At 58.5% G+C, this 21,606-nt stretch carries 21 protein-coding genes; 8 read left to right on the top strand and 13 right to left on the bottom strand.

Going from position 1 to position 21,606, the window contains the following annotated elements; translation table 11 throughout:
• Window positions 1–91 precede the first annotated feature (91 nt).
• Genes JZ655_RS05450 through JZ655_RS05440 form a run of 3 tightly spaced genes read left to right on the top strand, consistent with a single transcriptional unit; the run spans window position 92 to window position 1,931 of the window.
• Window positions 92–706, top strand: coding sequence for a methylthioribulose 1-phosphate dehydratase (locus JZ655_RS05450; protein WP_046884311.1), 615 nt, complete (start codon window positions 92–94; stop codon window positions 704–706).
• Window positions 703–1,392: an acireductone synthase gene (gene mtnC, locus JZ655_RS05445; RefSeq protein WP_207293205.1), complete on the top strand. Its 690-nt coding sequence runs from the start codon at window positions 703–705 to the stop codon at window positions 1,390–1,392. The genes JZ655_RS05450 and mtnC overlap by 4 nt, the downstream gene beginning before the upstream one ends.
• On the top strand, window positions 1,389–1,931 hold the full coding sequence (locus JZ655_RS05440; protein WP_040076603.1) for a 1,2-dihydroxy-3-keto-5-methylthiopentene dioxygenase: 543 nt from the start codon (window positions 1,389–1,391) through the stop codon (window positions 1,929–1,931). Before mtnC ends, JZ655_RS05440 begins: the two co-directional genes overlap by 4 nt.
• Window positions 1,932–1,998: 67 nt before the next feature.
• Here JZ655_RS05440 and mtnA read toward each other — a convergent pair whose 3' ends face one another.
• Window positions 1,999–3,015: an S-methyl-5-thioribose-1-phosphate isomerase gene (gene mtnA, locus JZ655_RS05435; protein WP_207293204.1), complete on the bottom strand. Its 1,017-nt coding sequence runs from the start codon at window positions 3,013–3,015 to the stop codon at window positions 1,999–2,001.
• A gap of 105 nt (window positions 3,016–3,120) precedes the next feature.
• Here mtnA and mtnK point away from each other — a divergent pair, with 105 nt between their 5' ends.
• Window positions 3,121–4,320, top strand: a complete 1,200-nt coding sequence (gene mtnK / locus JZ655_RS05430; RefSeq protein WP_207293203.1) for an S-methyl-5-thioribose kinase — start codon at window positions 3,121–3,123, stop codon at window positions 4,318–4,320.
• Window positions 4,321–4,405: 85 nt separating this feature from the next.
• On the opposite strand, the gene JZ655_RS05425 is transcribed toward mtnK, so the two are convergent.
• The 4 genes from JZ655_RS05425 to JZ655_RS05410 are packed head-to-tail and all read right to left on the bottom strand — an operon-like array spanning window position 4,406 to window position 9,233.
• Window positions 4,406–5,647: an LVIVD repeat-containing protein gene (locus tag JZ655_RS05425; RefSeq protein ID WP_207293202.1), complete on the bottom strand. Its 1,242-nt coding sequence runs from the start codon at window positions 5,645–5,647 to the stop codon at window positions 4,406–4,408.
• Window positions 5,644–6,708: a sugar ABC transporter substrate-binding protein gene (locus JZ655_RS05420; protein WP_207293201.1), complete on the bottom strand. Its 1,065-nt coding sequence runs from the start codon at window positions 6,706–6,708 to the stop codon at window positions 5,644–5,646. Before JZ655_RS05420 ends, JZ655_RS05425 begins: the two co-directional genes overlap by 4 nt.
• A gap of 30 nt (window positions 6,709–6,738) precedes the next feature.
• A complete protein-coding gene (locus tag JZ655_RS05415; protein WP_207293200.1) occupies window positions 6,739–7,734 on the bottom strand; it encodes an ABC transporter permease in 996 nt (331 codons plus the stop codon).
• Window positions 7,731–9,233 (bottom strand): sugar ABC transporter ATP-binding protein, encoded by a 1,503-nt coding sequence (locus JZ655_RS05410; RefSeq protein WP_207293199.1) that lies wholly within the window; start codon window positions 9,231–9,233, stop codon window positions 7,731–7,733. Before JZ655_RS05410 ends, JZ655_RS05415 begins: the two co-directional genes overlap by 4 nt.
• Before the next feature lie 159 nt (window positions 9,234–9,392).
• On the opposite strand from JZ655_RS05410, the gene JZ655_RS05405 reads away from it, so the two are divergent.
• The 3 genes from JZ655_RS05405 (at window position 9,393) to JZ655_RS05395 (ending at window position 11,809) form a co-directional block, all read left to right on the top strand.
• Window positions 9,393–10,481, top strand: coding sequence for an oxidoreductase (locus tag JZ655_RS05405; RefSeq protein ID WP_046884318.1), 1,089 nt, complete (start codon window positions 9,393–9,395; stop codon window positions 10,479–10,481).
• A 57-nt stretch (window positions 10,482–10,538) separates the two neighbouring features.
• A complete protein-coding gene (locus JZ655_RS05400; RefSeq protein WP_207293198.1) occupies window positions 10,539–11,282 on the top strand; it encodes an SDR family NAD(P)-dependent oxidoreductase in 744 nt (247 codons plus the stop codon).
• A gap of 122 nt (window positions 11,283–11,404) precedes the next feature.
• Window positions 11,405–11,809 (top strand): helix-turn-helix domain-containing protein, encoded by a 405-nt coding sequence (locus JZ655_RS05395; protein ID WP_040076612.1) that lies wholly within the window; start codon window positions 11,405–11,407, stop codon window positions 11,807–11,809.
• On the opposite strand, the gene JZ655_RS05390 is transcribed toward JZ655_RS05395, so the two are convergent.
• The 7 genes from JZ655_RS05390 to entC form a co-directional block, all read right to left on the bottom strand.
• On the bottom strand, window positions 11,806–12,003 hold the full coding sequence (locus JZ655_RS05390; RefSeq protein WP_014169079.1) for a YbdD/YjiX family protein: 198 nt from the start codon (window positions 12,001–12,003) through the stop codon (window positions 11,806–11,808). The two genes, JZ655_RS05395 and JZ655_RS05390, sit on opposite strands and share 4 nt — an antisense overlap.
• A 53-nt stretch (window positions 12,004–12,056) precedes the next feature.
• Window positions 12,057–14,162, bottom strand: coding sequence for a pyruvate/proton symporter CstA (gene cstA / locus JZ655_RS05385; protein ID WP_207293197.1), 2,106 nt, complete (start codon window positions 14,160–14,162; stop codon window positions 12,057–12,059).
• 180 nt (window positions 14,163–14,342) lie between these two features.
• Window positions 14,343–14,756: a proofreading thioesterase EntH gene (gene entH / locus JZ655_RS05380; protein WP_046884323.1), complete on the bottom strand. Its 414-nt coding sequence runs from the start codon at window positions 14,754–14,756 to the stop codon at window positions 14,343–14,345.
• Window positions 14,757–15,512 carry a 2,3-dihydro-2,3-dihydroxybenzoate dehydrogenase gene (gene entA / locus JZ655_RS05375; protein WP_207293196.1) on the bottom strand — a complete coding sequence of 252 codons (756 nt, stop codon included), beginning with the start codon at window positions 15,510–15,512 and terminating at the stop codon, window positions 14,757–14,759. It abuts the gene before it with no gap.
• Complete coding sequence (locus tag JZ655_RS05370) at window positions 15,512–16,366, bottom strand: isochorismatase (RefSeq protein ID WP_207293195.1); 855 nt, start codon at window positions 16,364–16,366, stop codon at window positions 15,512–15,514. The genes entA and JZ655_RS05370 overlap by 1 nt, the downstream gene beginning before the upstream one ends.
• A gap of 10 nt (window positions 16,367–16,376) precedes the next feature.
• Window positions 16,377–17,987, bottom strand: coding sequence for a (2,3-dihydroxybenzoyl)adenylate synthase (gene entE, locus JZ655_RS05365; protein ID WP_207293194.1), 1,611 nt, complete (start codon window positions 17,985–17,987; stop codon window positions 16,377–16,379).
• A gap of 9 nt (window positions 17,988–17,996) precedes the next feature.
• Window positions 17,997–19,172: an isochorismate synthase EntC gene (entC, locus tag JZ655_RS05360; RefSeq protein ID WP_207293193.1), complete on the bottom strand. Its 1,176-nt coding sequence runs from the start codon at window positions 19,170–19,172 to the stop codon at window positions 17,997–17,999.
• A gap of 186 nt (window positions 19,173–19,358) precedes the next feature.
• Here entC and fepB point away from each other — a divergent pair, with 186 nt between their 5' ends.
• Window positions 19,359–20,318 carry a Fe2+-enterobactin ABC transporter substrate-binding protein gene (fepB, locus tag JZ655_RS05355; protein ID WP_207293192.1) on the top strand — a complete coding sequence of 320 codons (960 nt, stop codon included), beginning with the start codon at window positions 19,359–19,361 and terminating at the stop codon, window positions 20,316–20,318.
• On the opposite strand, the gene entS is transcribed toward fepB, so the two are convergent.
• Window positions 20,315–21,556: an enterobactin transporter EntS gene (entS, locus tag JZ655_RS05350; RefSeq protein WP_207293191.1), complete on the bottom strand. Its 1,242-nt coding sequence runs from the start codon at window positions 21,554–21,556 to the stop codon at window positions 20,315–20,317. The genes fepB and entS overlap by 4 nt on opposite strands.
• Between the last annotated feature and the right edge of the window lie 50 nt (window positions 21,557–21,606).

Here is a 21,606-nt window from a genome sequence, read left to right as displayed (position 1 = left end):
CTATAACACGATGTTAGTCTTTAGCAATCAAGACGCTTAGACGTCTATATAAGATAACGCTTCCTGACTGACAGACAGAGGTAGAACGGATATGACAGAAAACCTGCAACTTACTCAACTGGTCGACGCCTGCCGCTGGATTGGCGCCAAAGGCTGGGCGCCTGCCACGGGTGGCAATATGTCTGTCCGTCAGGACGCGCAGTTTTGCTGGCTTAGCGAATCGGGCAAAGATAAAGGCAGCCTGACCGAACAAGACTTTCTGCAAGTAGAGATCGCGACGAACCGTGCCCCTTCCGGGCGTAAGCCGTCGGCGGAAACAGGTCTGCATACCTTAATCTACCGTCTGTTTCCTGATGCCAACGCCGTGCTACATGTCCATACGGTGAATGCCACCGTGCTGTCACGTCTCGTCAAAACGGCAGAGCTGAAGATCAGCGGTTTTGAAATGCAGAAATCCCTGACCGGCCAGACCACGCATCTGGATACGCTGGCCATCGCCGTATTCGATAACGATCAGGATATTGATGCCCTCGCCTCGCGAATCGCCCACTACGCACAAGAGCGCCCTCTTAATTATGGTTTTCTTCTGCGCGGCCATGGCTTAACCTGCTGGGGACGCGACGTGGCTGAGGCCCGTCGTCACCTGGAAGGTCTTGAATTCTTATTTGAATGTGAAATGCGTTTACGCCAACTGGAGAGAGTATGATTCGCGCGATTGTGACGGATATTGAAGGGACGACCACTGATATTCGTTTTGTCCATAATGTGTTATTCCCCTACGCGCGTGAGCGGCTGACAGCGTTTGTCGCAGCCCAGCAATACGCCGAGCCGGTGAAATCCATTCTGGATAATCTACGCGATGAAATCGGCGCACCGCAGGCCAGCGTCAGCGAGCTAACGGACGCGCTGTTGCAGTTTATGGATGAAGACCGCAAATCCACCGCGTTAAAAGCGTTGCAAGGGATCATCTGGCACGACGGCTACGTTAACGGTGATTTTACCGGCCACCTCTACCCCGACGTGCTGCCGTCGCTGGAGAAATGGAAAGCTCAGGGCATTGATCGCTATGTCTATTCCTCAGGCTCTGTTGCTGCGCAAAAACTGTTATTTGGCTACAGCGATGAGGGCGATATTACGCATCTCTTCAGCGGCTATTTTGATACCCATGTGGGCGCTAAGCGCGACGTTCAGTCTTATCAGAACATCGCGGCGCAGATTAGCGTTGCACCGTCGCAAATCCTTTTCCTGTCCGATATACATCAGGAGCTGGACGCCGCTGAGCAGGCCGGTTTTCGCACCCTGCAACTGATTCGCGGCGATGACGACGGCGCGAGCCATCACCATCAGGTGCACCAGTTTGACGACATTAACCCGGAGCAGATCCCTTCATGAGCGCATTAACGATTTATTCTGATAAAGACGCCAGCCAGCCGCAGTGGCACAGCACCGATGCCGCCGAAATTGCCGAACAGCTCAACGCCAAAGGTGTGCGGTTTGAACGCTGGGCGGCGGATCGTGATTTAGGCCAGGATCCGGCACCGGAGGCGGTGATCAACGCCTACCAGCATGCGATCGATAAACTGGTGGCAGAGAAAGGCTACCAGAGCTGGGATGTGATCAGCCTGCGCGCCGACAACCCGCAAAAAGAGGCGCTGCGTGCGAAGTTCCTCAACGAACACACCCATGGCGAAGACGAAGTGCGTTTCTTCGTCGAGGGCGCAGGGCTGTTCTGCCTGCACATCGGGGATCGGGTGTATCAGGTGTTGTGTGAGAAAAACGATCTGATCTCGGTGCCTGCCGGCACGCCGCACTGGTTTGATATGGGTTCGGAGCCGAACTTTACCGCCATTCGTATTTTCGATAATCCCGAAGGCTGGATCGCACAGTTTACGGGCGATGCAATTGCTGACGGCTATCCACGCCTCGCATGATATCTCCCCCTCTCCCTTCCGGGGAGAGGGGGTCTAAAAGCACTACCGCTTCAGTTCCTTCGAAGACTCAGGAAAATTTCCCTTCTGCCACCTGCTGCGGCGTAACCACGCCCGTATCCAGCACCCAACCGCTAATCAAGGCTGCTGGCGTCACGTCAAACGCCGGGTTGTAAACCTGCGCATCCGTGGGGGCCCACTGGACTGCGCCAAAACTCCCCGCCACGCCCGTGACTTCGCTGGCGGCGCGCTGTTCAATCGGGATCGCGTCGCCGTTTGGGCAGTGCGGATCCAGCGTCGTTTGCGGCGCGGCAACGTAAAATGGAATCCCATGAAACTTCGCCAGTACCGCCAGAGAGTAAGTGCCGATTTTATTCGCCACGTCGCCATTGGCGGCAATGCGGTCAGCCCCCACCCAGACGGCATCCACCTGCCCTTTCGCCATCAGACTGGCGGCCATTGAATCGGTGATCAGTTGGTAAGGCACCCCTAATTCACCCAGTTCCCACGCCGTCAGTCTGCCGCCCTGCAATAATGGACGGGTCTCATCCACCCAGACGTTACGTACATTGCCCTGCTGATGCGCCAGCGCAATCACGCCCAGCGCCGTGCCTACGCCCGCCGTTGCCAGCCCGCCGGTATTACAGTGGGTCAACAGACGGCTACCCGGCTTCACAAGCTGACTGCCTGCGCGGGCAATGGCATCGCACAGCTGTTTATCTTCGTCGATCAGGCGTAACGCTTCGGTCACCAGCGCTGGCACAAAATTCTCCTGCTGCAACGCCTGCTTCATGCGATCCAGATTATTCATCAGGTTCACCGCCGTTGGCCGCGAGGCCCGCAGCGTCTCAAGCGCCTGTGCCAGCTCGTCGCGGTTTTTACCCGCTTCGGCCAGCAGGGCCAACAGCAGGCTGGCCGACAGACCAATCAGCGGCGCGCCGCGTACACGTAAGGCATGAATATGGCCGACCAGCGCCTCTACGCTGGAGGCATCCAGCCAGCGTTTCTCCTGCGGAAGCGCCTGTTGATCGAGAATAAATAACTGATTTTCCACCACCCGCAGGCTGGTCGTCTGTAATGTCTGCATGTCGTTAATTCTCTGTTGCGTTGTTGTATAACATTGTGTCAGGATAAAATTCAGATGTATAGACGTCTAAATGTCTTAATTACCAGAATCAGTGAGGAACAGGCAATGTCGCAATACCGTACCTTTACCGCTCAGGACGCCGTGGCGTACGCACAACAGTTTGGCGGCCTCGATAACCCGTCATCGCTGGTGGAGGCGAAAGAGGTGGGCGACGGCAATCTCAACCTGGTCTTTAAAATTTTTGATACCGAGGGTGTCAGTCGCATCATCGTGAAACAGGCGCTTCCATACGTACGCTGCGTGGGCGAATCCTGGCCATTAACCCTGGATCGCGCGCGTCTTGAGGCAGAAACCCTGGTTGCCCACTATCAACATAGCCCGCAGCACACGGTAAAGATTCACCATTACGATCCGCAACTGGCGGTGATGGTCATGGAAGATCTCTCCAGCCACCGTATCTGGCGCGGTGAATTGATAAAAAATGTGGACTACCCGCAGGCCGCACGCCAGCTTGGGGAGTATCTGGCGCATACCCTGTTCCATACCAGCGATTTCTACCTCCACCCGCACGATAAAAAAGCGCAGGTGGCGAAATTCATCAACCCGGAAATGTGCGAGATCACTGAAGATCTGTTCTTTAACGATCCGTATCAGGTGCACGAGCGCAACAACTATCCGGCTGAGCTGGAAAATGATGTTGCCGCCCTGCGTAACGATGGACAGCTAAAAATTGCCGTAGCCTCCCTGAAACACCGCTTCTTCTCGCAGGCCGAAGCGCTGCTGCATGGGGATATTCACAGCGGCTCGATTTTTGTCGCCGAAGAGAGCCTGAAGGCAATCGATGCCGAGTTTGGCTACTTTGGACCAATCGGTTTTGACGTGGGCACCGCCATCGGCAACCTGTTGCTTAACTTCTGCGGCCTGCCGGGGCATCTGGGCATTCGCGATGCCGCCGCCGCCCGCGAACAGCGTCTGAGGGATATTCAGACACTGTGGAATACCTTCGCAGAGCGTTTCCAGGCGCTGGCAAGCGAAAAAACCCGCGATGCCGCCCTGGGTGAACCCGGCTATGCGTCGGAATTTCTCAAAAAGGTCTGGAAGGATGCCATTGGCTTCTGCGGCACCGAGCTGATTCGCCGTAGCGTCGGCCTGTCGCACGTGGCGGATATCGACACCATTCAGGATGAGGCGATGCGCCATGAATGCCTGCGCCATGCCATTCAGTTAGGTAAAGCGCTGATAGTCATTGCCGATCGCATCGACAGCGCAGAAGAGCTGGTGGCGCGGGTGCGCCAGTACAGCTGAGTTCTCCCTCTCCCTGTAGAAGAGAGGCCGGTATTTTCTCCCTCTCCCTGTGGGAGAGGGCCGGGGTGAGGGCAGCAACCCGCACTTACCCCAAATACTCAATCACCGACAGCCCACCGTTATAATCGGTGCTGTAGATAATCCCCTGCGCGTCCACAAACACATCACACGACTGGATCACCTGCGGGCGATTCGGTCGTGTATCCATCATCCTCTCAGGCGCCGCCGGAACCAGCGCCCCGGTCTCCACCGGACGATACGGATTCGAGATATCGTACGCGCGCACCCCAGCGTTCTGGTAGGTGGCAAAAATCAGCGTCGAGCTAACAAAGCTACCAGGCCGGTTCTCGTGCAGGTTGTGTGGACCGAAGTGCGCCCCTTTCGCTACGTAATCTCTCTCATCCGGCTGCGGGAAGGTGGCAATACTGACCGGGTTCGACGGCTCGCGGATATCAAAAAGCCAGATGAGCTTCTCACCATCCTCCTGATTGTCGAGTACCGCTTCGTCCAACACCACCAGCAGATCCCGGTCCGGCAACGGCAGCGCCGTGTGCGTACCGCCGCCAAACGGCGGACTCCAGTTGCGATGGCTGATCAGCTTCGGCTGGGTTTTGTCTTTCACGTCCAGTAGCGTCAGTCCGCCGTCGCGCCAGCTTCCGTAGGCGGTATCGCCGGCGATAATCGCGTGATGTAGCGCATAGCGCTTACCGTCCGCCCACGTTGGCTTCTCGCCTTCAGCCTGATTCATGCCCGGCAACCACCAGCGCCCCGCCACCTCTGGCCTGCGCGGATCCGCCAGATCGATGGTGAGAAATATGTAATCGGTAAAACCGTCGATCAGCGCCGAAACATAAGCCCAGCGTCCACCCACATACCAGATGCGGTGAATACCGATACCGTTCAGCGATAAAAAGCCAATTTCACTTGGTTTGTCAGGGGTCGAAATATCAAACACACGCAGCCCGGCGCTCCAGCCTTTGTCCTGCACGTCACTAACGGTCTCCCCCACCTGTCGGGTGTAGTAGACCTTCTCGTCTGCGAAGCGGGCGTCGGCAAAGAGATCCCGGGCATTGATCACCAGCAGCAGATCGTCATGCGCCTGCAGGTGGACATTCCAGGTGCAGGGTGGTGCGGGCACATACCCGGCCGCGCGAGGATTTTTGGGATCGCGCACATCCACAATCGAAAAACCCTGCGACACCATATGTCCAATATAGGCAAAGCCACGGTGCACCATCAGCTGCACCCCGTCCGGGCGACCGCCCTGATCGCTATGGCCAATCAGCCGCATATTGCGGCTGTATTCAGGCGTGGGAAGCGTACTCATTTATTTTTGGCTTCGAGCGTAGCAAACCACGGGGCGATGAAGTCCTGGGTCTGGCCCCAGCCCGGGATGATTTTGCCAAGCGATGCCACGTTAACTGCCCCAGGCTGCGCCGTCAGCAGCGCCTGAGAGATGGCGGCCGCTTTAAAGTCATAGGTTGCTGGCGTGGTTTCCCCGGCAATCTTGTTGGCAATCAGCCGCACATTGGTAGCACCAATTAGCTTCGGATCCACCGCCACGCTCACTTTCCACGGGCTGCCGGATTCACGCATCAATTGCAGATCCTGGTTGGAGATATCAATGCTATAGAGTTTGATCTCTGTACGACCGTTCTCTTTCAGGGCTTTGTAGGCTCCCTGACTAAAGGCATCCCAGGTGCCCCAGATAGCGTCGATCTGCCCTTTCGGGTATTTCGCCAGCACGGCGCCGACTTTGTTGGCGGTGTCGCCCTGCACGTCAGACGAGACCGCGCCGATAGATTCGAGCTCTTTAATGCCCGGATACTGCTTCTGTAATTCCTGGTACGCCGCCTGACGACGCTCCATCGGCGGGAAGCCAGCGACCCACAGCTTAATGATATTGGCTTTGCCGTTGAAATCTTTCGCCAGCTGGCCGAAGGAGAGATGGGTCAGGGAGGCATCATCCTGCTGCGTGACGGTCACGCCCGGGATATCGCCCTTTACGGCGGTGTCGAACACCGACACTTTTATGCCGGCATCTACCGCTTTTTTCACCAGCGCCGTGGAGTACGGGTCACGCCCCTGGGAGAGAATAATGCCGTCATATTTCTGGCTGATGGCCTGGTTAACGAAGTCCTGGAATTTGGCATCGTCACCGTTACTTAAAAAGGTGCTGACTTTGAAGCCGAGCTTTTTCCCTTCCTGAATCGCACCGGAGACAAACTGGGTGGTGTTGTCGTCCGAACCGAGATTACGGATCACCGCGATGCGGATCTGCCCGTCATGGTTAGCAATCGCCGCCGGAACCGGAGCCGGCGTGGCGGCAAAGCCGGGTAAGGCTGCAAGTAATCCCAGTGCCACCAAAGAGCGCGCCATTTTTTTCATTCTGTTATCCCGTTGTGTTGTTGTGAATTATTAGCGTTTTTGTATGTAGGTGATCGCCAGCGCCGCTGCCAGCACCAGCCCTTTTATAATGTCCATGGCGTAATAGGGGACCGAAAGCATCACCAGTCCGTTGGAGAGTACGCCAAGGATCACCGCCCCCACCAGCGTACCCAGTGCGTTGGGTTTACCCGAGCCTGCCAGTGAGAAACCGATCCACGCCGCCGCCACCGCATCCATCAGATAGCCGCCCCCGGCGTTCACCTGTGACGAGCCAATGCGCGAGGCCAGCAGAATACCGCCCAGTCCGGCCAGCAATGAGGCGATGACGTAGGCAGCGACCTTATAGCGGGTCGTACGAATTCCGGATAAACGCGCGGCTTCCGGATTGCCGCCAATGGCGTACATGCGACGGCCGTGGGTCGTGAGTGACAACGCCAGCTGCGCCACCAGGGTCACCACCAGCATGATGATCACGATCGTGGGTACCTGCCCCAGCGCGCCAAAAGCTGCCGGAATCGTCCCTTCCGCCATATCTCCGCTCGGCAGCACCATATTTTCGGTAATCGATCCGCCGTAACTGTATGTCATCGCTACCCCCTGGATCACAAACAGGCTCGCAAGGGTGGCGAGCATGTCCGGAATGCGCAGGATGACGATCAGAAAGGTGTTAAACAGCCCTACCAGCGTACAGAGCGCCAGGGTGATCAGAATCGATTCCGTGGTGCCGAAGCCATGCCAGACAAAGAGCGAAATGACCAGCGCGTTGGCAAGCGAGGCCGTCGAGCCCACCGACAAGTCAAAACCGCCCACGGTCAGGGAGATGGAGACGCCAATGGCAATCACCGTCACAATGGCGATAGATCGTAGGATATTGATAATGTTGAAGGGATCGAGGAAGTTGTCTGATGCGATACCAAATATCGCAATCAAGGCGACAACGGTCAGCAACATGCCCCATTTGTAGAGAAAATCGAATATTTGCTGACGGCCAGACGCCGCCGCATTCACTGAAAGGGCCTTGCTCACGACGCGGTTCCTCCGGTTGAATAGTAAAGTAATGTCTCTTCCCGGGCCTCGGCCCCGGCAATCTCTGCCACGATGCGCCCATCCCATAAGACGCAGATGCGGTCACAAAGCCCGACCAGCTCGGCAAATTCGCCAGAGGCGTAGATCACCCCTTTGCCTTCGCGCGCCAGGCCGTCAATCAGCTGGAAGAGATCGGTTTTGGCTTTCACGTCCACCCCTTTGGTGGGTTCGTCAAAAATGAGCACCTGCGCGTTGCCACGTAACCATTTGCCGATCGCCACCTTCTGCTGGTTGCCACCCGAGAGTCGCCGCAGTACCTGTCCTGGCCCGCGCGCTCGCACGCCCACACGGGCGATCACCTCTTCCGCCCAGCGCCATGCCTGGCGATGGCCAAACAGACTCCAGCGAGAGAAAGTGTTATCGGCGCTGACCGCCAGGTTCATGCTCACCGGCTCATCGATAAAGATGCCCTCTTTGCGCCGCTCTTCCGGCACCAGCGCCAGCCCGCGCAGGACCGAATCGGCGGGATCGCGGGGGCGCCAGGCCCGGTTATTCAGTTCACCGCGGTCAACCCGGCTTTTACTGGCGCCGAACAGCGCCTTGCAGAGTTCCGTTTTGCCTGCGCCCGCGAGCCCGGCGATACCTAAAATCTCGCCTTTGCGCAGATGCAGGGAGATATCTTTTAGCAGCGCGTCATCATGCAGCCCCTCAATGCGCAGCAAGGTTTCGTCGCTGACGCGCGGGCGGGCGGGCGGGTAAATGTCGCTCAGCTCATGGCCGAGCATCTTCTCAACGATCGCTTCGCCGCTCAGGGCCGCCATCGGGCCTGTCTCAATCAGCTTGCCGTCACGCAGCACGGTTAAGGTATCGCAAATCGCCTTCAGCTCATGAATGCGGTGGGAGATAAACACCACGCCGATCCCCTGCTGCTGTAAACGGCGCACCACGTTAAAGAGACGCTCGCTTTCATGCGCATCCAGCGGAGCGGTAGGTTCATCCAGGATCAGGAAACGACAGTGATGCGAGAGGGCGCGCGCCAGCAAGATTTGCTGTTTTTCCGCCAGCGTACAGCTGTCGATAGGGCGGCGTACGTCCAGCTGAACATCCAATTGGGCCAGCGCCGCTTCCGCCTGTTGGCGCACACTCCGCCAGCGAAAGCGGTGCCCTGGCTGCGCCAGATGATCGAGCATGATATTTTCAGCAATGCTCAAGCCCGGGATCAGCGCGACATCCACCTCCTGCTGTACAAGATGAATCCCCAGCCGTTTGGCATCCAGGGGTTCGCGAATGGTCACCGCCTGGTTATTAATGCTGATTTCGCCCTCGTAATGGTCGTGGGTGCCGCAAAGCACCGCCATCAGCGTGGACTTCCCCGCACCGTTGGCGCCCGTCAGGGCATGCACAGAGCCGCCCATCAGGGTGAAATCGACACGCGACAGCGCCTGAAAGCCCGCAAAGGCCAGGCTGATGCCGCGCATCTCCAGGCGACTTGAAACCATCGGCGTTAAATCCTTCTTTAATATTATGATTTATGGAATTTTTCACAGCTACGGTTGACTGACAACGACGGAAAAGGCATAAGATAAAGCAAAATATCATTAGCCATCCAGATGTCCAGACATAACATCAGGTTAGCATTTCGCAAAAAGGATAACAACATGAGCAACACCGATATTCGCGTCGTTCCGGGTCCGGCCAATTACTTCTCTCACAACGGCAGCCTGCAACGCCTGCACGACTTTTTCACTCCAGAACAGCTCTCCCGGGCGGTCTGGATTTATGGCGAACGTGCCATCGAAGGCGCACGCCCGTTCTTGCCAGAGAGCTTTAACGCTGAGGGGGCAAAGCAGATTCTGTTTAAAGGCCACTGCAGTGAGCGCGACGTTGCAGATCTTGTGAAACAGTCCGGCGACGATCGCAGCGTGGTGATTGGCATTGGCGGCGGTGCGCTGCTGGATACGGTGAAAGCCGTGGCACGACGTCTGGGTCTGCCGGTGGTTGCCATTCCCACCATCGCCGCCACCTGTGCGGCCTGGACGCCGCTCTCGGTCTGGTACAACGACGCGGGTTCCGCCCTGCACTTTGAGATTTTCGACGACGCCAACTTCCTGGTGCTGGTCGAGCCTGACATTATCCTTCACGCCCCGGCGGAGTATCTGCTGGCGGGCATCGGCGACACGCTGGCGAAATGGTACGAGGCGGTGGTGCTGGCCCCGCAGCCTGAAACCCTGCCGTTAACCGTGCGGCTGGGCATCAACGGCGCCCTGGCGATCCGCGATGTGTTACTGGAAAGCAGCGAACAGGCGCTGGCGGACCAGGCGCGCGGTGAGCAGACGCAACGTTTTCGCGATGTGGTTGATGCCATCATTGCGGGTGGCGGGATGGTGGGCGGCCTGGGCGAGCGCTATACCCGCGTCGCAGCAGCGCATGCAGTGCATAACGGGCTGACCGTGCTGCCGCAAACAGACAAATATCTGCACGGCACAAAAGTGGCTTACGGTATTCTGGTGCAGAGCGCCCTGCTCGGCCAGGATGATGTTCTGGCACAGTTGGTGGCGGCCTATCAGCGCTTCAATCTGCCTACCACGCTGCGTGAGCTGGACGTCGATATCAACGATACCGCCGCGCTGGATAAGGTGATCGCCCACACCCTGCGTCCGGTAGAGTCGATTCATTATCTGTCGGTAGCGCTAACCCCTGCGGTTCTGCGCGCGGCGTTTGAGAAGGTCGAATCCTTCCACCGATAGTTGCACAGATTGACTATAACTAATGATGGCTATCACCACTCTCGCAACGAGGTCATCATGCAGATCGATTTAACAGGTAAGAAGGCGCTGGTTACCGGCGCCAGCCGTGGATTGGGTCGTGCCATCGCACTCTCTCTGGCACGCGCCGGCGCCGATGTGGTTATCACATACGAAAAATCCGCCGATAAAGCGCAGGCCGTGGCGGATGAGATAAAGGGGCTAGGTCGGCACAGCGAGGCGATTCAGGCCGACAGCGCCAACGCGCAGGCGATCCAGGATGCTGTTACTCAGGCGGCACGTTCCCTTGGTGGGCTGGATATCCTGGTCAACAATGCCGGTATTGCGCGCGGCGGCCCGCTGGAATCGATGACCCTGGCGGATATCGACGCCCTGATCAACGTGAATATTCGCGGCGTGGTGATTGCCATCCAGGAAGTCCTTGTCCATATGTCTGAGGGGGGGCGCATTATCAATATCGGCAGTTGCCTGGCAAACCGCGTCGCCCAGCCGGGCATTGCTGTCTACTCAATGACCAAATCTGCCCTCAACTCTCTGACTCGCGGGCTGGCGCGCGATTTAGGGCCACGCGGCATCACCGTGAATCTTGTCCATCCTGGCCCGACAAACAGTGATATGAACCCGGAGCATGGCGAGCAGGCCGCGTCGCAGCGCCAGCTCATTGCGCTTGGTCACTATGGCCAACCGGAGGATGTCGCCGCCGCGGTCACCTTCCTGGCAAGCCCTGCCGCCGGGCAGATCTCCGGAACGGGTCTGGACGTGGATGGAGGGTTGAACGCCTGATCGCACAAGTGATGTAAGCCTCTGTCGCCCGGCAGAGGCGCTTACAACTGATAAGCACTGCTATGTGATTGCCGTAAAGCGTCGTACAACGACCACTTATTCACACGAGGAGAATATGCCCTATGGCTGTTCAACTGATTAAGGACGATGAAGGAAACGCTCAGTACGCAGTTATTCCCTATGACGAATACTTCCGTATGTGCTTACAAATGGCAGAGATCGACGATGAAACCGACGACGATCTGGAAGAAATAGAAATTGAACATGACGGTTATGATGACGTTGAACTGCCCGGAGAGGTATGCAGTATCATGACTTATCAGGATGTCAGTCTGCAGGCCGCCTGGCGTATTCTGCGCGGGTTATCCCAACAGGAGGTGGCCGACAAACTGGGCATCAGCCAGTCTGCCGTCTCACAGCTTGAATCACCTGATTCCCGCCCGCAAAAACGCACCCGCGAAAAACTGGCCGCAATTTATGGCTGCAAACAAGAGCAGATAAGCCTCTACTTTCCGAAAGAGGGTTAACAGCACTTCGCCCCGCCCTTGCCCCCGTAGCGCGCATCCTGCCGATCGCGGAAAAAGGCCTCGTAGGTCATTGGCGTCTGATCGGGATGATTGACGCGCATATGCTCGACGTAGTTGTCGTAGTCCGGGACGCCGATCATCATTTTGGCGGCCTGGCCTAAATATTTACCTGCTTTGGAGAGGGTGTCGAACATGCCATATCTCTTCTGTTAACCCCTCTCCCCGGCGGAGAGAGGGGGAGGTTCGTTTAATGCGCCCCTTTTGCCTGGGTGACGATCTCATCCAGGTTTTCAGGCATCGGCTCATACGGCGTCTCTTTTGCCGTTGGGGTATCCACCTTCAGCGCCGCCAGGGCGGTCTTCAGAGAGAACCACGCCAGAACGACCACGACCACCATAAAGAAGATGGTCAGCCCGGCATCCAGACGGTTATTAAACACCAGCTGTGTCAGCTGCGACTGGGTGTACTGAGCAGGAATATTACCACTGTCGATCATTGCCTGGAACTTATTGGCAATCGCCAGGAAACCGATCTTCGTATCCGGGCTGAAGGCTTTCTGCCAGCCGGCGGTCAGGGTACAAATCAGCAGCCAGGCGGTCGGCACCAGCGCGACCCAGGCGTAACGCTGACGTTTCATCTTAAACAGGACGACCGCGCAAAGCATCAGTGCCATCCCTGCCAGCATCTGGTTAGCGATACCGAACAGCGGCCACAGCGTGTTAATGCCGCCGAGCGGATCCACCACCCCCTGATGCAGGAAGTAGCCCCACGCCAGTACGCACAGCGCCGTAGCCAGCAGGTTCGCCGGCAGCGAATCGGTGCGCTTCAGGCCGGGTGAGATCACCCCCAGCAGATCCTGCAGCATAAAGCGTGCCGCACGGGTACCCGCGTCCACCGCCGTCAGAATAAACAGCGCTTCAAAGAGAATGGCGAAATGATACCAGAACGACACATCCATCAGCCCACCCAGCGCACCGTGCAGGATGTATGCCATCCCCACCGCCAGGGTCGGTGCCCCGCCCGCGCGGGAGATGACAGACTGCTCCCCTACTTCATTCGCGATATGGGTTAAGGTTTCTGGCGTGATCGCAAAGCCCCAGCCGCTCACCACCTGCGCCGCAGAGGCCACCACGTCTGCCGTACCGGCCGGGGCCAGCACCGCCATCGGGCTATTCATCGCGAAGTAGACGCCGGGATCGATAATGCAGGCAGAGACCAGGGCCATAATCGCCACGAAGGACTCCATCAGCATCCCACCGTAGCCGATAAAGCAGGCCTGGTTCTCATTGGCCAGCATCTTCGGTGTGGTACCGGAGGCGATCAGGGCATGGAACCCCGACACCGCCCCGCAGGCGATAGTGATAAACAGGAACGGGAAGAGGTTACCCGTCCATACCGGGCCGGTGCCATCGATAAACTTGGTAAGCGCTGGCATGGTCAGGGTCGGGCGCATAATCAGAATGCCAATCGCCAGCCCAACGATGGTGCCGATTTTCAGGAAGGTCGAGAGATAATCGCGCGGCGCCAGCAGCAGCCACACCGGCAGTACCGCCGCAACGAAACCGTAGCCCACCAGCATCCAGGTCAGCTGTACGCCGGTAAAGTCAAAGTACGGTGCCCAGGTCGGGCTCTCCGCCACCCAGCCGCCAGAGATAATGGCGAACACCAGGAAGAACAGACCGATGATCGACACTTCGCCAATACGTCTAGGACGCAGATAGCGAATATAGATCCCCATAAACAGCGCCAGCGGGATGGTGAAGGCGACGGTGTACGTTCCCCACGGGCTGTGGGTTAAGGCTTTCACCACGATCATTGCCAGCACCGCCAGAATGATCACCATGATCATAAAGGTGGCGATCAACGCGATCACCCCGGCGGTGGCCCCCATCTCCTCTTTCACCAGCTCACCGAGCGAGCGTCCGTCGCGACGGGTGGAGACGAAGAGCACCATAAAATCCTGCACCGCACCGGCCAGTACCACGCCGGCGAGGATCCAGATCATGCCAGGTAAATACCCCATCTGTGCGGCCAGTACCGGCCCCACCAGCGGCCCCGCCCCGGCGATAGCGGCAAAGTGGTGACCAAACAACACTTTTTTGTCGGTTGGCACATAGTCCAGACCGTCGTTGTGCCGCACCGCAGGCGTCATGCGCGTGCTGTCCACTGAGAGCACATTGCGGGCGATAAACTTGCCATAAAAGCGATAAGCAATCAGATAGATACAGACTGAGGCAACCACAATCCACAGCGCATTTATCTGTTCACCACGGTTGAGGGCGATGTAGCCCAGCGCGAATGCTCCCACTACGGAGAGCATGGCCCAGACGAGGTATTTCCCTGAGTTGTTCATAGTTGATGTCCGTTAGCGTGAAACAGGAGGTGTTACATTTTGTTTCTAGATCACAGGGACATTTTTAACAACTTTGAAACGTAGAAATGGGGGGTAAAACCAGGTATTTACAACACATTGTTAACCCGATCACTTTCGGGTGCAGCAGCCCCCCTCACCCGTAGGATAAGGGGGCAACAATTATCCCAGCACCATGGTGCTTAGCCGACAGGTGCAGCAACGCCGCCCCTGCTCGTCATAGACCACAATCTCCCAGCTCTGGCTGGTGCGCCCCAGATGTAACGGCTGGCACACGCCGCGCACCTTACCCTGCGACACTGCCCGGTGATGCGTGGCATTAAGCTCAGTACCCACCACGCTCTGCCCATCACGGGTCATCAGATAGCCGGCCATTGAGCCAAGCGTCTCCGCCAGCGCAGCCGATGCCCCGCCGTGCAGCAAACCAAAGGGTTGATGGGTGCGGGTATCTACCGGCATTTCAGCTTCCAGCGTCTCATCACCGATGCGGGTATAGAGGATGCCGAGGTGGGCCACCATCGTGTTCTGGCTGGTGGCATTCAGCGCGTCGAGTGATAAGTGACGTTTCCAGATCATTCAGGCCCCCAGGGTTGAACCGCCATCCACCACGATATCCTGCAGGGTGATATGGCTGGCGGCATCGGAGGCCAGGAATAATACGGTGCTGGCAATCTCCTGCGGACGGGCGATTTTGCCCAGCGGAATACCCAGCTTAAACTGCTCGCCAAAGCCGCGGATGCGCTGCTGCTCGGCATCATCGCTCACCCAAAGGATGCGCTGCATATCGGTGTCCGTTGACCCCGGTGAGACCAGATTACACCGCACGCCGCTGCTCGCCAGCTCCAGCCCGACGGTCAGCGCCAGGCTTTTTAATGCCGCTTTCGAGGCGCCATAGGCGCTCATGCCGATACGGGGGGTATGTGCCGCATCCGAAGCCACGGTGACTATCGCCCCACCCTGCTGACGACGAAACTGGCCCATCGTCTGCTGAAAAAGGTTAAACGCACCGCCGACGTTCACCGCGAACGTCTCTTGCCATGCCTCTTGCGTGAGGGCATCGGTGGCCCCCATGCGCAGAATACCGGCCGCGTTGACCAGCACATCAAGACGGTCCTGAGCGGCAAGGAGAGGAGCACAGATCGTGCTCACCTGGGCAGCATCCGCCACGTTCAGCACTTCAGTGGCAAAGGGATAATCCTGCGCCGGAAACGCCAGGTCAAAGCCGGTCACGTTCGCCCCCGCCTCAACGAAGGCCAGCGCCGTCGCATAGCCAATCCCCTTACCCGCCCCCGTCACCCAGACGGTTTTGCCGGTAAAATCAAATCCGGCCATCACTTCACCTCGCGAGAGAGCAGCGCCCACCAGGCGTCGAGGGTCGGATTTTTTGCCAGCATCACGAAGTCGATATCACTGTGTACTTTGCGCCAGCGGGCAGCCAGCGCCATCATGCGTACGGAATCGAGGCCGTAATCGATCAGGTTTTCGTCATCCATCGGCTCGTCGGATTCGTCCAGCAGCGGCAGGATCACTTCGCGCAGCGCCGCCTTTGATGCCGGAATAGAGGGCAGCAGTTCATCGGTCATCACCACGCGGCCGGAGCGACCCGCCACGTACTTAAGTGACATCAGGTGCTCGTCACGGGTAAAGTCAGCCAGCGCATCGGCGACGAAGAAAGGCTTAATATCTCGCATGAAAGCGTCGGTGGCGGTGGTCATGCAGCCGATGTGCGCATAGACACCGGTAATGATCAGTTGGTTACGGCCGGTATCTTTCAACATCTGCTCCAGCGGGGAGCGATGGAAGGCGCTATAACGCCACTTGACCAGCACGGTATCCGCTTCGTCCGGCGTCAGCCCGGCCACAATGCGCTGTTGCTCCGGGGAGCGGGTCAGCCCCGGCCCCCACATATCGTTCAGCAGGGCACGGTCTTCATCGCTCTGCTCTTTCGGCTGGGCGGTGTAATAGACCGGAATGTTGTGGGCTTTGCAGAAGTCACGAAGGCGAGCGATATTTGCCACGACCTGCTGCATCATCGCGCTGTTTTCGCCCCAGAAATTGAGGAAATACTCCTGCATATCATGGATCAGCAGCGCGGCGCGCTCGGGTTCAAACGCCCAGTTCACTTTGTTATCAGGCAGATCTGCCACGGTCGGCAGCGCGTAAGCGGTTAATTTTGGAATGGCCATCTTCTGTTCCTCAGCCCTGGGCGCGTTCAGCCAGCCACAGGCGCAACTGTTTCTTGTCTACTTTTCCCACCGGCGTCAGCGGCAGCGCATCCACGCTCTCGACGCGATCCGGCAGCTTAAATTCGGCGACGCCCTGCTCACGCAGGAAGCGGCGAACCTCTACGGCACGCAGGGGCTGTTTCACCACCAGATACGCGCAGCTCTTCTCGCCCAGCAGGCTATCTTCCATGCTGACCAGTGCCGCATGGATCACCGCCTCGTGGCGTAACAGCAGGTTCTCAATCTCTTCTGCGGCAATCTTTTCGCCGCCGCGGTTGATCTGATCTTTCTCGCGCCCCTGGACGGTGATATAGCCCTGCTCATCGATAGCGATCAGGTCGCCGGAGCAGTAAAAACCGTTGGCATCGAAGGCGCTGGCGTTGTGTTCCGGGCTTTTGTAATAGCCACGGAAGGTATAGGGCCCGCGGGTCATCAGGCGCCCCACTTCCCCACGCGGCAGCGGATTGCCGTTTTCATCGGCCACCCAGACCTCGTCGTCCGGACACATTGGGCGGCCCTGGGTATTCATAATCTTCTCCGGCGCGTCGTCGAGCGCGGTGTAATTCACCAGCCCTTCCGCCATGCCAAATACCTGCTGCAGCTGGCAGCCGATCTCAGCAGGAATACGTGCCGCCAGGGTCGCAGAGAGCCGTGCGCCGCCAACCTGCAACAGCGTGAGAGAGGCGAGCTGGCTTTTATCTGCCCCATCGGCAATGGCCTGTAACCACAGGCTAACCGCCGGCGGCACCAGCGAGGCCATGTTCAGCTGATGCTGAGCAATCAGCGGGAAGCAGTGGGTGGCGCTGGGATCGTGCGCCAGCGCGACACAACCGCCCGCCATAAACACCCCCAGCGAACCCGGCGAGCTCATCGCAAAATTATGGGCGGCAGGCAGCGCGTTCAGATAGCGTGTATCGGCAGTGATGGCGCAAATCTCGTTGCTGCGCAGAATGCTGTAGTAGTAGTCGTTATGGGTGCGGGGGATCAGCTTCGGCGTACCGGTACTGCCGCCCGATAGCTGGAAGAACGCCACTTCATCGGCCGGGGTCGGCGAGGCGATAAAGTGAGGATCCTGGCGAGCCATCGCCGTCTCCAGCGCGTGTTCACCGTTATCACCGCGCAGCATGACTATGCGCACCGAACGGTGCTCATCGACGAAGGTGTTAAGGAAATCATCGCCGGTAAACAGGGCATGCCCGCGATCGGCAATCAGCACCACCGGTTCGATCTGGCTGGCGTAGGCATTAAGCTCGCTGCGCTGATGGCTGAAAAGCGCATTAACCGGCGCCACGCCCAACTGCAGCAGCGCAAAGAAAGTGATGTAGAACTCGGCCACGTTGCCCAGTTGTACCAGCGCCGTCTCACCGCGCTTGATGCCCTGCGCCTGTAGCGAAGCGGCCAGATTGTTCACCGCCTGGTGGAACTGGCGATAGCTGTACTGGCGGTCACCGTCGATGATGGCCGTCGCGTCGCTGCTGGCGTGGCGGGTCAGAATGTCAGTCAGCGGCAGATCCTGCCAGTAACCTTTTTCGCGATAGCGCCGGGCAAAATCCTCAGGCCAACGGGTAAAGGGAATGGTCATGATTGTTCCTTAGTGCAAACCAAAAACGTTCAGCATGGTGGAGAGTTTGACGCCGGTTTCGCGCCATTCACCGACCGGAGAGGAGGCCGGCACAATACCCGCGCCGGCGAACAGTCGCACGGTGTTCGCCTGCAGGCGTGCGCAGCGGATAGTGACCACCCACTCGCCGTTGCCTTCACTGTCGCACCAGCCAACAATGCCGCCAAACAGCTCGCGATCGAAGGGCTCCAGTTCGGCAATCAGGGCTTTCGCGGCCAGATGCGGGAAGCCACTCAGCGCCGGCGTCGGGTGCAGTAAACAGGCCAGCGTCAGGGCGTTTTCATCGGCACGCGCCTCGCCCTCTACCGGCGTTGCCAGGTGCCACAACGTCGGGGTGGTGATCAATTGCGGCGAGGCGGGCATAGTCAGCTGATGGCTACGGGTTTCCAGGACGCTTTTCATCGCCTGGGTCACCAGCTCGTGCTCGTGACGATCTTTTTGAGAGGCCAGCAGCTTGTTACCCGCTTCGCGGTCGAGCATGTCATCGGGCTGACGACGCGCCGATCCCGCCAGCGGCAGGGAGCTGAAGTGGCTGCCCTCTTTGCGCAGTAACAGTTCTGGGCTGGCACCCAATAGTACGCCGCCATCTTCCAGGGGGACGTGGAAGTTAAAGCTCGCCGGGTTCTGCGCAATCAGACGCTCCAGCAGCGCGCCGCTGTCGATCTGCTCCTCGGTGACGATATCAATCAGTCGCGACAGCACCACCTTGTTGACGCGAGGCGTCGCGGTCAGCGCGGCGGCACGGGCAACCATCTCTTCGAACACCGGCTGGCCGGGGATCTCGCTGCGCTGGGCGACGGTCAGCGTCTGCGTTGGGCTGGCATAGCGCGCAGCCTGCTGACGTGCCGGACGGGCAAAGCTCTGCCAGCGTTGCGGAATAAACAGTGAAGAGGGTTTACGGGTATCAAAGGGGATCGCGCCTACCATGATGGGGTTCGCGATGCCGCTGGCTTTCGCCTGTGCAAAGGCCTGCGCCAGTTTTTGCTGGAAAGCGCTCGAGAGATGTTCGCCATTTTCAGCGGGTTCGTTGAAGCGGGCAAAACAGCCGGACGTGGTAAAGCTGCGATAAGGCGACATAAAGAAGAAACTGTCTGATTGCAGCGTGGCCGGGTTCTGTTGGACTTCCTCGGCCAATGACGTATCCATATCATCCTCCTGAAATGATAAAAGCAGTAAGAATTATTATCATTTATATTTTGGTGGCTAACCTAATCGCTCATCGCAAGGGTGTCAACCGCAGACAGCGCATCTTGTGCGACTATCGCTTGCATCCCCGTGACGCTTTCATGAAAATGAGAAGCATTAACCTCAGCAAATACAGGACGCCGCTTTGTGAAATTCCCCGCCGTTTGCCGTCATGCCCTGCTCCTGGGCGCCATTTTCGTTTTAGGAGAAACCTCAGCCACCGCCGCCGACTGGCCCCGTCAGGTGACCGACAGCCACGGCACGCACACCCTTGAAAGCAAACCCACGCGCATCGTCTCGACCAGCGTGACCCTTACCGGCTCTCTGCTGGCAATCGACGCGCCGGTGGTGGCCAGCGGGGCGACCACGCCTAACAACCGCGTGGCAGACGACCAGGGCTTTTTGCGCCAGTGGGGTGACATTGCCAAACAGCGCAAACTCTCGCGTCTCTATATTGGTGAGGCGAGCGCCGAAGCGGTGGCCGCCCAGATGCCCGATCTGATTCTGATCAGCGCCACCGGCGGCGACTCGGCCCTGGCCCTTTACGATCAGCTGTCGGCCATTGCGCCCACGCTTGTGATCAATTACGACGATAAAAGCTGGCAGACGCTGCTGACGCAGTTGGGCACGATCACCGGTCAGGAAAAGCAGGCTGCGGAGCGTATCCATGAGTTCGATAAACAGCTGGCCCAGGTTAAGCAGCAGATGAAACTGCCACCGCAGCCGGTAAATGCGCTGGTCTACACTGCGGCAGCCCACAGCGCGAACCTCTGGACTGCCGATTCTGCGCAGGGGCAACTGTTGCAACAGCTGGGCTTTAGCCTGGCCACGCTGCCCGCCGGGCTATCCACCTCCCAAAGCCAGGGTAAACGCCATGACATTATTCAACTGGGTGGTGAAAATCTGGCGACGGGTCTGAACGGCGAAGGGCTGTTCCTGTTCGCCGGGGATCAAAAAGACGTCGACGCGATTTATGCCAACCCGCTACTGGCCCACCTGCCCGCGGTGCAGAACAAACGCGTCTGGGCGCTGGGAACCGAGACCTTCCGCCTGGATTACTACAGTGCGATGCGGGTGTTAACCCGATTGCAGTCGCTGTTTCATTAAGCCTGAGAGGCGGCCGGTTCGTTTCTGAACCGGCGCAGCTTCACCAGTCCTACCAGTAAAATCGCCCCCACTATCGCCAGCACACATCCACTGCTGCTGGCTGAGGCCACCGGCGTCATGATTGCGCCCAGGCCGCCCAGAATAGCCGCGCCGATGGCATCGCCGGTCACGTTCTGCGCCGTCCACAGGCCGTTAATCCGTCCGAGCATATTTTCCGGCGTCTGGGTCTGAATCAGCGTGTATTGCAGCAGAGAGCTCACCGCACTCAGCCAGCCAAACAGTGCCAGGCAGACCACACCCAGCGCCCAGACAGGCATCAGGCTAAAGAGCGCGATGGCAATAAACGACACGAAAGTCGCCACCAGCATGATTAACCCCGGGCGCGCACTCTGGGCCAGGTTGCCGCTGGTGAGCGCGCCGATCGCCGCGCCGAGGGGGATCGCCGCATAGAGCAGGCCAATCTGCGAGGCACTCATCTGCCACTCACCCGCCAGCGCCGGATAGAGCACGCGCACTGCGCTGGCCATGGTCAGCAGCCCGCCCAGCAGGGCAATGCCGCCAATCAGCGGATTGGTAAAGAGGAAGCGAATCGCCGCCAGCAGGGATTTCAGCGGATGCTCACGCTGCTGAGGGGGCGGCGGGAGCAGCGGTAAACGCAGTAAGGTCAGCGTGGTGATAAAGGTGCCTGCCGCCGCCAGGCCGTAGTTCCAGGCCACGTTACCGGTAGCCAGCAACAAGCCGCCCACCATCGGCGAAATCACGGAGCCCAGACGCACGGTGAGCATGGTGATCGCCCCCGCCTGCATCAGGTTTTCACGCCCCACCAGCGCTGGCGTTGCTGCCAGCAGCGCCGTCACCCCTAAAGAGGCAAAGAAGCCGTCCCAGAGTCCGAGCGCATAGATGGCAATCAACGACGGTTCCGGCAGCAGCGCGTTCAGACACAGCCCGACGAAGCCGACGCCGCAGGTTCCCCGCGCCAGCAGAATCAGTTTTTTTCGCTCAAAGCGGTCGGCCAGTACCCCGCCCACCATCAGGCCGACAAACATCGCCCCGCCGGTCAGCGTCACCGAGAGCCCTACCAGCCAGCTGGAGTGCGTCATGGCCTGGATCTGTACCGGCACGGCGACGCCCAGCAGGCCAAGGGACAAAATAGAGATAAAGCGGGCGATAAAGACGGCGCGATACGCCGGGTGAGTCTTCAGCAGGCTGAGGTTGAGCAGCCAGGATTTTTGGGTCATTACAACGCCTTAATGGTTTCTTTTTTTACCAATTCCATGGCCGCACATGC

The organism is Leclercia pneumoniae (assembly GCF_017348915.1).
GTDB classification, from domain to species: Bacteria; Pseudomonadota; Gammaproteobacteria; order Enterobacterales; family Enterobacteriaceae; genus Enterobacter; species Enterobacter pneumoniae.
The sequence above is the reverse complement of the archived record's forward strand: the minus strand, read 5'-3'. Positions and strand labels throughout refer to the sequence as shown.